This is a genomic window from Actinomadura sp. HBU206391, assembly GCF_014323665.1.
Taxonomy (GTDB): domain Bacteria; phylum Actinomycetota; class Actinomycetes; order Streptosporangiales; family Streptosporangiaceae; genus Actinomadura_C.
In genome coordinates this window covers 20,299-31,052 of the sequence record NZ_JABVEB010000065.1, presented here as the reverse complement: position 1 = coordinate 31,052, position 10,754 = coordinate 20,299, and the positions used below count along the sequence as shown (strand labels likewise).

8 protein-coding genes are annotated in these 10,754 nt (G+C 69.7%); 3 read left to right on the top strand and 5 right to left on the bottom strand.

Features of this window, described 5'->3' with window-relative positions; translation table 11 throughout:
• Both HKK72_RS19980 and HKK72_RS19975 read left to right on the top strand, forming a co-directional pair.
• Positions 1-867: amylo-alpha-1,6-glucosidase (locus HKK72_RS19980; RefSeq protein WP_410050321.1), on the top strand; the 867-nt coding region annotated here is incomplete at its 5' end.
• Positions 864-2,027 (top strand): glycosyltransferase family 4 protein, encoded by a 1,164-nt coding sequence (locus HKK72_RS19975; protein WP_187235912.1) that lies wholly within the window; start codon positions 864-866, stop codon positions 2,025-2,027. The genes HKK72_RS19980 and HKK72_RS19975, both read left to right, overlap by 4 nt.
• A 53-nt stretch (positions 2,028-2,080) precedes the next feature.
• Here the strand turns inward: HKK72_RS19975 and HKK72_RS19970 are convergent, their stop codons facing one another.
• From HKK72_RS19970 to HKK72_RS19960, 3 genes are all read right to left on the bottom strand, one after another.
• Positions 2,081-4,108, bottom strand: a complete 2,028-nt coding sequence (locus HKK72_RS19970) for an MDR family MFS transporter (RefSeq protein ID WP_187235911.1) — start codon at positions 4,106-4,108, stop codon at positions 2,081-2,083.
• A gap of 106 nt (positions 4,109-4,214) precedes the next feature.
• A complete protein-coding gene (locus HKK72_RS19965) occupies positions 4,215-4,661 on the bottom strand; it encodes a hypothetical protein (RefSeq protein ID WP_187235910.1) in 447 nt (148 codons plus the stop codon).
• Between the two features lie 17 nt (positions 4,662-4,678).
• A complete protein-coding gene (locus tag HKK72_RS19960) occupies positions 4,679-5,533 on the bottom strand; it encodes a helix-turn-helix transcriptional regulator (RefSeq protein ID WP_187235909.1) in 855 nt (284 codons plus the stop codon).
• Between the two features lie 237 nt (positions 5,534-5,770).
• Here HKK72_RS19960 and HKK72_RS19955 point away from each other — a divergent pair, with 237 nt between their 5' ends.
• Entirely contained in the window at positions 5,771-7,207 is a 1,437-nt protein-coding gene (locus HKK72_RS19955) for an aldehyde dehydrogenase family protein (RefSeq protein WP_187235908.1), read from the top strand.
• Between the two features lie 36 nt (positions 7,208-7,243).
• Here the strand turns inward: HKK72_RS19955 and HKK72_RS19950 are convergent, their stop codons facing one another.
• Both HKK72_RS19950 and HKK72_RS19945 read right to left on the bottom strand, forming a co-directional pair.
• Positions 7,244-9,082: a GH39 family glycosyl hydrolase gene (locus HKK72_RS19950; RefSeq protein ID WP_187235907.1), complete on the bottom strand. Its 1,839-nt coding sequence runs from the start codon at positions 9,080-9,082 to the stop codon at positions 7,244-7,246.
• Positions 9,083-9,134: 52 nt separating this feature from the next.
• Entirely contained in the window at positions 9,135-10,742 is a 1,608-nt protein-coding gene (locus tag HKK72_RS19945; protein WP_187235906.1) for a glucoamylase family protein, read from the bottom strand.
• Between the last annotated feature and the right edge of the window lie 12 nt (positions 10,743-10,754).

Genomic DNA, 10,754 nt, shown 5'->3' with positions numbered 1-10,754 from the left:
GCCAACGGTGCGTTTCCGCAGCCCCCCATCGCGCTCGTGGAGGTTCAGAGCTACGTCTACACGGCGTACGTCGCCAGATCGCATCTCGCCACCGAGGCGGGTGACGCGGCCATGGCGGACCATTTCGCCAAGCGTGCCGCCGATCTGAAAAGGGCGTTCAACGAGGCATTCTGGCTGCCCGACCGAGGCTGGTACGCGGTGGGTCTCGACCGCGACAAGAAGCCCATCGACGCCCTCACCTCGAACATGGGCCATTGCCTGCTGTCCGGAATCGTCGACATCGACAAGGCACAGGCCGTCGCGGACCGGCTCCTAAGCCCCGAGATGTTCAGCGGATGGGGCATCCGGACACTGGCCTCGTCCATGGCCGCCTACAACCCGATGAGTTACCACAACGGTTCGATCTGGCCACACGACAACGCGATGATCGCCAGTGGTCTGATGCGCTACGGCTTCGTCGAGCAGGCCCAGCGTGTCGCCATGAGCCTGTTGGACGCCGCGTCGGCGTTCGACGGCAGGCTCCCTGAACTGTTCTGCGGTTTCGACCGCAGCGAGTTCCCGCAGCCGGTGCCCTACCCCACCTCCTGCTCACCACAGGCCTGGGCGGCCGCAAGCCCAATGCAGTTGCTCCGTGCGCTTCTCCGCTTCGATCCGTGGATTCCGTTCAAGAAGGCGTGGCTCGCGCCGATGCTCCCGCCCAGCCTGGGCGAGCTGCGGATCGAGCGCTTCGCCCTCGGTGGGAGCCGGGTCTCGGTCACCGTTTCCGGCGGGCGGGCCAAGGTCAGCGGCTGGCCGGCGGACATCGAGCTGGTGCACGAACCCCGTCCGCCGCTGGCCTCGCTGACGCCACGAGGAGATCTGCCATGAGGATCACGAACCCGGCCGGCCCGCAGCCGCCGGGCGACCCGAGACCCCTACCGGGGCCCGGGCGGCTCTGTATCGCCATGACGCTCCCACCGTGGTACGACGTCCCTCCCCGTGCCTACGGCGGCATCGAGGCCCTTGTCGCCTACTTGGTCGATGCGCTGGTCGCACGCGGTCATGACGTCGTGATGGTGGCGGCCGGGACGAACGGCACGCGTGCCAGGTTTCTGCGAACGTTCGAGGAGCCCCAGTCGGACCGGCTGGGTGAGGCGATGCCCGAGGTGCTGCAAGCCGTCTGGGCGAACCGGTATCTCAAGGACCACGACAACATCGACATCGTCCATGACCACTCGCTGGTGGGCCCCCTCACCGCCTCTGGGCGCCAGGTCCCCACCGTGCTGACCGCACACGGCGCGTGCACCGGTGAAATGCACGACTACTATCGCCTGCCGGGCCCCGACGTGCACTTGGTCGCCATCTCCGACGCACAACGACGGCTCTCGCCGGACCTGTCCTGGGAAGGCATGGTGCACAACGCGATCAAGGTCGGGGATTACCCGTTCCGCTCGAACAAGGATGACTATGTTCTGTTCGTCGGACGTTTCAACCCCGACAAGGGGGCCCATCTGGCCATCGAGTCGGCTCGGCGTGCCGGCCGGCGCATTCTGCTGGCCGGCAAGGTCAACGAGGGGTATGAGCGGGCCTATTTCGACGAGGAGATCAGGCCCCGCCTCGGTGCCGGCGTGGAGTTCCTCGGTGAGGCCGAGATGGCACGCAAGCAGGAACTCTATGGGGCGGCACACTGCCTGATGTTCCCGGTCCAGTGGGACGAGCCCTTCGGCATGGTGATGATCGAGTCCATGGCCTGCGGGACCCCGGTCGTCGCGCTCCGGCGCGGTTCGGTGCCCGAGGTCGTCGCCGACGGGGTGACCGGGATCATCAAGGACGACCCCGCGGAGCTGGCCGGCGCGATCGACGCGGCAGGCCGGCTCGACCCGCGTGCGTGTCGTGACCACGTCGCACGCCACTTCGACGTGTCGAACATGGCCGAGGCCTACGAGAGGGTCTACCGCCAGGTGATCCGCGATCACCTGGTCGCCGCGGCGGCCCACGTGGGCAACGTGGTTCCGTCGGTGGCATCGCGCCCCGAACTGACCTGGTGATCGATCTCAACCGCACATGAGGGCGAAGGTGATCTCGTCCCGAGGTCGGGTGGTCATGTGGCCGCTCTGGGTTTGAGGATGTGCTGCTGGGCGTCATCGCCGAGGAACTGCCGCGACAGGCGGGCGAGATGCTCGGACAGCTGTGGAAATTCTTCCGTGGACCAGCCGTCGAGGAATTTGGTCAGAGTCCGTTGCATACAGGTCTGCAGCCGTTCGGCGAGTGCCTGCCCTTCCGTGGTGATGGCGAGGTTGCCGTTCTGGCGGGCGAGGAGGCCGTCGGCGACCAGCCGGTTGACGTATCGGCGCCCTTCCTCGGCGGCGGCGCCGGTCCCCTCGTACAGCAGGTCGGCCGGGATGGATCCCGCCCGGGCGACGCGGCAAAGGATCCACAGGCAACCGGGGGCGGCGTCGGTCCCGGCATGTTCGCCGAGGTCGGCGTAGGTCTGCTCGAGCTTCTCCGTCGTGTCCGCGTCAGATCGCAGCAGCGCCGACAGCTGACGTTCGATCTCACACTCCGACGAACGTACGGTGGGCACTGCGCCGCACGCTTCACCGAGGTCGGAGACGTTGGCCGTCGTCCGTGCGGCGGTTCCGCGTAGCAGCAGGGCCAGCAGCACTCCCGCGAACGCGACCGGGACCGACCAGAGGAACATGATCTGGAACGAATGGGCGAAGGCGTCGGACACCGTGGCCCGGGTGCCCGGGGGGAGCATGGACAGCAGCCTCGGGTCCTGCCGGATGGCGGCGATGTCGACCTCCGGCGGCAGCTGGACGGCGCGTACCGCCTCGGCCATGCGAGCGGCGATCTGGTGTCCGAGTATCGCGCTGAAGACCGTGATCCCCATGACACCGCCAACGGCGCGGCACATGGTCACACCCGAGGTCCCGACGCCGAGACGACGGTAGTCGACGGCGTTCTGCACCGCGATGATCGGCACTTGGACGACCAGACCGAGACCGCATCCCAGGACTCCCAGAGCGAGGCTGATCGCCAACGTGGCGGTCGTGGTCTCCAATCGCGAGCACAGCAGCAGTCCCAGTGTGGTGAGCGCCATCCCGGTGACGAGCAGGGCCTTGTACCTGCCGGTCCGGCTGATCAGATGACCGGACACGATCGCCATGACCAGTACGCCCAGGATCAGCGGCAGAAGGTACAGGCCTGAGACGCCCGCAGAGCGCCCCGTGACCACCTGCAGGAACACCGGAACGTAGATCAGACTGCCGAACAGCACGAATCCGGCGATGAAGTCGATGGTGCCGCCGATGGAGAACACCGGATTGCGGAACAGGTTCAGTGGCAGGGTCGGCTCGGCGGCGCGGCGCTGCGTGAGCGCCCACCCGATGCCCAGGGCGACGGCGACCGAACCGACTTCGACGGCCCGCACCGAGGTCCAGGAGTGTTGGATCACGCCCACCGTGGTGACCATGATCAGGCCCACCGACCCGGCCAGCAGCGCCGGGCCCAGGTAGTCGATCCGGTGTTTCTCGAGTTCGACGGGCGCCGGCAACACGATCGCCGCCAGAGCCATCGTCACCACGGCGATCGGCAGGTTGATCAACATGATCCAGCGCCATGACAGGTGGTCGACGAACAACGCGCCGAACAGCGAACCGACGATGGTGGCCACTCCGAAGACCGCGCCGAACAGGCCCTGGTAGCGGCCCCGTCGATGCGGCGGCACCAGATCGCCCGCGATCACCTGGCTGAGCACCACCAGACCACCGGCGCCGAGGCCCTGAACGGCCCGGAAGACGTTCAGGGAATCCAGGTCCCAGGCCAGTCCGCTCAGTACCGAACCGATCAAAAAGATCAGCAGCGCCGCGATGAGCAAGGATTTGTGGCCGAACTGATCACCCAGCCTGCCCCACAGCATCACCGAAGCGGTCATGGCGAGCAGATAGGCACAGATCACCCAGCTGTCATAGCCCAGACCGCCACGGAATTCGGCGCCGATCGCCGGCAGGGCCGGGGACAGTGCGGTCTGATCCAGCGCGGCGGGCAACATGGCCAGCAGCAGGACACCGACCATGAGGGGACGGCCGCGCATCTGGGTGCCAGGCTTGCTGGTGAGAACGGCCATTTCGGTTGCTCCACAGCCAGCCTAACCCGTGAGCGCACGGTCACGGCCGGAGCACCGCTCGACGCCCACCACGCCGGGTGACAAGGCCGGATCCGACCCTCGCCACCTAACTCTGGTCGTGGAGTCTCTGGTCGTAGACGCCGTCGCCGGTCACCAGCAGGCCGTCGAGCGTGGTCGCGATGAACGACTGGACGAGGTCCAGCAGCTCCCACGCGTCGTCGTCGAGGGTCTCCGGCCAGAGCTCGATGCCAATGATCTGCCGGGTGGCGCGCAGCCTCCTCGTCACCTCGGGCGGGAGGAAACCGGGCGCCTCCTCCAAGGCCTGATCGACGTAGATCCGTGTCTCGTCGGGGCCGACGTTCCGCAGGAAGACGATCGGGCGGCGGATGCCGGGCAGGCGCATTTCCAGCCGCCGCCATGCCGGATCGTCGCCGGCGTCGGGTATGAACGCGGGTTCGCCGTCGCCGTACCACGTCTCGCCGGCGCGTTCCGCGATCTCAGCTGGGATCAGCGGGGCGTCGGACGTGCAGAAGATGTCGTGGAACTGGGACACCGGTCACCCTTCGCCGGTCATGGTGGGACGTGTCTCTTGGTCATGGGCTCGTCGCCGATGACGGACAGCAGCTGGAGTTTCTCATAGCTCTCGCTACCCGGTGATGCGGTGTAGACCACCAGCAGCTGGGACTGGTCGGGATCGATCAGCGTCTGGCAGTGCAGCTCGAGCAGCCCGACCTGCGGGTGCCGGATGCGCTTGGGCGGGCAGTACGGGCCCGTGACCGGGTGCTCGGCCCAGATCCCGGCGAATTCGGGGCTCTTGGCGAGGAGGGCATCGACGATCGAGGCCGCGCGGGAGTCCTTGCCGTCACGTGTGTACACGCTGTGCAAATTCGCTGCGATCAGCCTGCTATGGGCCGAGTGGTCGTCCTCGGGGTAGATCGACCGCGCGGCCGGGTCGGTGAACCACCGGTAGTGCAGGCTGCGCGCCAGACCGGCGTGCGCGCACTCGTCGCCGACCAGTGCCTTCGACAGCCGGGTCTGCTTCAGCGTCTCCCCGAGGTGGCTCACGATCTGGGCGGCGGCGTCTTCGAGTCCGTCGAAGATGCGCATCATGCCTGGCTTGATGTGGTCTGTGCGCACGGCCCGTTGCGGCGTGGCGTGACCCGCGAGGCGGAACATGTGATCGCGCTCCTCGAGCGAGAGGCGCATGCCGCGTGCGAGCGCGGTGAGCATCTGCTCCGAGGGGTGCGGCCCGCGTTGCTGTTCCAGCCTGCTGTAGTAGTCGACCGACATGTCGGACAGCACGGCGACCTCTTCGCGCCGTAGCCCGCTCGTACGCCGCCGCCCGCCGCGGGGGAGGCCCACGTCCTCGGGCTGCAGCGCCTGCCGGCGGGTGCGCAGGAAGTCGGCGAGTCTGGCCCGGTCCATGGCTCCGTTCTCCCTTCCGCGGTCTCAGGCGACGACTGGTCGGTCACGGCGGATGCCGCGTACGTTCGAACGATCCCCTGGTCAGGGATGTTCCGTCCGCTGCCGAGCATCGCGGTTCCGGCACGCCGTATCCATGCCCTGTCGATCCTGGGATCCGGGTCACCAGGGCCGAGCCGGTCCGGATCCAGGGATCGGGAGAGCATTCCTACGGTCGTCCACCGTCGGCACGGTGAGCTCATGAGCACAACAGCACTTAACGGATCAACCCACTGGATCGGCGGCGCGGCCGTCGCCGGATCCACCGACCTGATCGAAGTGGTGAATCCGGCGAACGGTGAGGTCTTCGCCCAGGTGCCGTCGGGCACCGCCGCCGACGTCGACCGGGCCGTCGCCGCCGCGACGGCGGCCTTCCCCGGTTGGGCCGCCACCGACCCTGCCGAACGCGCCGAGGTCGTCCGCCGCATCTCCGAGGGACTGCGAGGACGGGTCGAGGAGATCGCCACCACGATCACCGGCGAGATGGGCGCCCCGATCACCCTTTCCCGGGCGGCACAGGCAGGGCTGCCGGTCATGGTGGCCGCGACCTTCGCCGCGCTCGCCGCCGACTTTCACTGGACGGAGGAGATCGGCAACTCGCTCGTGGTGCGCGAGCCGATCGGTGTCGTCGGCGCCATCACGCCGTGGAACTTCCCCCTGCAGCAGATCGTCGCCAAGTCGGCGCCCGCCCTGCTGGCCGGCAACACCGTGGTCTTGAAACCGTCGGAGATCGCGCCGCTTACCGCGGGGATCCTCGCAGAGATCGCCGCCGAGGCGGGACTGCCGGCGGGCGTGTTCAACGTCGTCCACGGCACCGGGCCGGTCGTCGGCGAGGCGATCGCAGCCCACCCCGGCATCGGCATGGTCTCGTTCACGGGGTCCACACGGGCGGGCAGGCGGGTCTCGGCCGTCGCCGCCGAGACCGTCAAGCGGGTCGCGCTGGAACTCGGCGGCAAGTCCGCCAACGTGATCCTCGACGACGCCGACCTCGATGTGGCCGTACGGCTCGGGGTGGGCCACGCCTTCGCCAACGGTGGCCAGGTCTGCGGCGGGTGGCCGCGGATGCTCGTCCCGGCGGCGCTGCACGACGAGATCGTCGAACGGGCGGTGGCGGCCGCCGCCGAATACACGGTCGGCGACCCGACCGACGAGGCCACCCGCATCGGCCCGATGGCCTCGAAGACTCAGCGCGATCGGGTGGACGGCTACATCCGACGCGGTATCGCCGACGGCGCCACTCTCGCGTTCGGCGGCCCCGGCGAACCCGACGGTCTGCACAGCGGCCTGCACGGGGGCGCGTACGTGAAGCCGACGATCTTCGCTGACGTCGCCCCGGACTCCGTGATCGCCCAAGAGGAGATCTTCGGCCCCGTCTTGACGATCATCCCGTACGTCGGCGACGACCAGGCCGTCGAGATCGCCGACAGCACCACGTACGGGCTCACCGGCGCCGTGTTCGGCAGCGACGAGCGCGCGCTCGCGATCGCCCGGCGGCTGCGCACCGGCCAGGTCGACATCAACGGCGCCCAGTGGAACCCCCTCGCGCCGTTCGGCGGATACAAGCAGTCCGGCAACGGCCGTGAGTTCGGCCGCCACGGCATCGAAGAGTTCCTCGAGACCAAGGCCATCCAGCGCTGACGGCGTGATTGCCCAACCGGTGATTCGGCCGGTGATTCAGCCGGTCATCTCGGCAGATCGCCGGCCGGGTGCCGTGATCGGGCTGAACTCCAGATAGGAGACTCCGGGCATGGGGAGCGCGAAGCGGAAGGCGACGGGCTCGCCGTGCGCGCTCACCCGCTCTGGCGGCGCGAAGTCGTCGAGCGTGTCGGCGGCGCGCAGCTCCGCCCACTGCGCCTCGGTGGGCCAGCCGTCGCCGCCGCCGAGGTTCCGCCAGGCCGCCTCGATGTTGGAGTGCGAGTCGTCGACGCGGTGGTGCCGCACCTCGTACCCGCCGGGTGTGAGGCCCTCGACGGTGACCGTGACGGATCGGTCCAGCAGCGGCTCGCCTCCGGCCTGGGCCTGGTTGAGCGTGCCGTTCCAGACCAGCACGCCGACGCGGCCGGATCCGCGCGCGGCCCATGCCTCGACGCCGGCCACGTCACCGTGCACGGTGGCGTCGAGTTCCTCGTCACCGAGCCGGTCGGCCAGCGACAGCGCCCAGAAGCGGGGCTTGCGCAGGTTGCCCACGGTCAGCAGGCCGAACCCGCCGTGGAAGAGCGCGGGCGGCCGGCCGAGCTCCTCGAAGTGGTCCGAGGCGACCCAGTGCGACAGTGAGTCCACCCGCCCGGCCGCCGATCTCATGCCGTGCAGCAGGAACGCCGCGCCGAACGGGCCGTCGCCGATGCCGTGGAAGTGCGTGGGCGTCGGCCCCCACTCGGTCCACCAGATCGGGGTGCCCGCGCGGCCGTGCCGGGCCAGGGCCGACGGCCAGTCCAGCGGAGCGTTCCCGTAGGTGTGCGTCGAGACGAAGTCGACGGCCGCGCCGGACGCTGCGGCGTGGGTGAGCAGTTCGTCCACCCAGCCGTTGGCGGCCGACGACGGTCCGCCGACGCGCAACGCCGGGTCGACGCTCTTGACCGCGGCGGCCGAGACGTCGTACAGCCGGAAGAACTCCTCCGGCGTGCCGCTCCAGAACACCTCCAGGTTGGCCTCGTTCCACACCTCGAAGGCCCAGTTGTCGCGGACCTCCTCGAGGCCGTACCGCGCCACCAGGTGCGCCGTCAGCGCCCGGACCAGATCGCCCCAACGGTCGTAGTCGCGCGGCGGGGAGATGATCGCCTCGTAGCCGAAGACGGTCTGTGAGGGGTCGCGGGCCAGATCCCGCGGCATGAACGACAGTTCGACGATCGGCCGCATGCCGAACGACGTGATCGTGTCGTAGACGGTGCCGACGCCGCTGAAGTCGTGCACCGGGACATCGTCGACCTCGCGGTAAACCCCGAGGTCGTCGTGCATGATCCGCAGTGCCTCGGTCAGCTCCGCGCCGATCGGCCGCCCCCCGGTCGTGTCGGTGCTCAGCAGGTGCGACAGGTGCTCGGAGCCCACCATGTGCCGCCACGGCCGGGGCAGCGGGCGGGTCACCCGCCCCGCGTGCACGCGGACGGCGACCTCCGGCATGCCCTCCGGTGCGGCGAGCGGCGTGGCCTGTACGGGGGCCGACAGCGGACCGATGACGTTCATCGCGGCGATCGCCGCCACCGCGTACCACCGCGTGCCGGCCGATCCGGTGTCGACGTACGAGCGGCCCGGGACGGCGGGGACGTCCACGTCGCGCTGCCGGATCGGCTCGAAGGGCCCGTCCTCGGCGTCCGAGCGGTGCACGACGTAGCCGGCGGCGCCGTCGACCGGTTCCCACGTCAGGCTCACCTGCGCCACGCCCGCCGAGGCGTGGAGGCCCTCGGGCGCGGTCAGCGTGACGCCGGTCGAGGTCGCCGCGGTCCCGGACGCCTTGTAGATGCGGGCCTGCCAGTCTCGCCGTGCCTCGTCGGCGCTCACGTCGGTCGTGTCCGTCATGTCGAAGTCCCCGATTCCAGAAATCCTCAGATGGTGGTTCGCCCGCGGGTCGTCACTCCAGGCCGAGCCGGGCCCGCGCGGCGGGGGAGGGCGGAACGACGTCCCACTCCTCCAGGCCCAGGACCGGTCGCAGCCGGTGCTCCGCCTCGCCGGCGGCGAAGTAGCGGCGCATGTTCCCGTGAGCCAGCTCGTTGCCCAGCGCGGCCATGATCATTCCCTGGTCGAGGGCGAGGTAGAACTTCGACACCTTGCCGCTGCGCACGGCGATCGCGTCGTAGAAGCCGCCGGGTCCGTAGGCGTCGAAGTCGCGCCGCAGCCCGGCCAGATTGCCGAGGGCGGCGCGCGACGCGTACGGCAGGGCCAGGAACGAGGCGTGCGGTGTGACGATGCCGTCGCCGTACGACGCCGGTTCGGGCGCGGCCTCGCGGCAGCCCTCGTAGCCGTAGTCGACCAGCGTCCCCTCCTCGTCGGAGGGGTATCCGTCGGACTGCATCCCGATGGCGTCCACGCCGTACGCCCGGTAGCCGCCGTAGGGGTCGTTGGACGGCGAGAAGCCCCAGTAGCCGTACTTCGCCTCCCGCAGGCCGTGCTCGATCTGGGCGGCGACGAACACCGGGTGGTTGCGTCCCCAGCTGCGCGCCGCCCAGCTCCGCTCGGGCACGAACAGGTCCGGCATGAGCTCCTCGAACATGCTGCCGCCCCAGATCGGGACCAGCCGCATGCCGCGGTATCCGTACGTGCCCTCGTAGGTTCTGATCCCGAGGTGGGTCTGGAACGTCCCCGGCGGGCGCTGTTCCTGCCAGCCGAACGAGCAGCCGTCGTCGCCGAGGGTGCGCAGCAGGCCGAAGTAGTGCTGCGGCGGCAGCTGGCCGCGCGCGATGCCCACGTACGATGCGATGCGCGTCTCACCGGGGGAGCCGTAGGTGTGACAGGTCTGGGAGACCTCCGTCCCGGTGCCGAGGTAGTCGGCCTTGATCGAGCAGGTCGGAGCGGGGTCCTGCGGCCAGAAGCCGCCGCGCAGCAGGCCGGTGCCGTTGGTCGCCGCCACGGGGTCGTAGTAGGCCCGGAAGTCCATCCCGGCGAGCAGCCGCTCTGCTCGCGCCTTCTCCTGCGGTACGGCGGTGCGCACCATCATGAGGGCCGTGGCGAGCCAGCCGTTGTCGACGCTGGACAGGAACGGCTTGACGGTGCTGCCGTCCTCGGGCCAGACCGTGACCAGTTTCAGCGTCTTCGGGTCGTACCAGTTGTAGAACTGGCCGTCCGGAGCGTGGCGTTCGAGGCGTCCCACAGAGCCGAGCGTCCGGCCGACGCGCTTCGCCGCGTCGCGGGCCGAGATGAACCCGAGGTCGCGGGCGACCAGGGTGCTCCACAGGTAGGCGCCGATGTTCGTCGGCGAGGTCATCGTCGCGGCGGTCTTGAGATCACCAGTGATCTTGTCGGCGGGCAGCCCGGTGGCCGGGTCGGTCATGGCGGTCATGGACCGCCAGGTGTCGGCGGCGTACGCGCGGAGCGTCGCGGACCCGCCCGGCGAGCGGGACGGGGGCGAGGCGGCGGCCGCGGCCGGGCCGGTGACGGCGACGGCGACGGCGACGGCGACGGCGACGCAGGCCGCCGCCCTCAGCGCGCCGACCGGCGCCCGACGGGAACGGGTGAATCGCATGGGGTCTCCCGG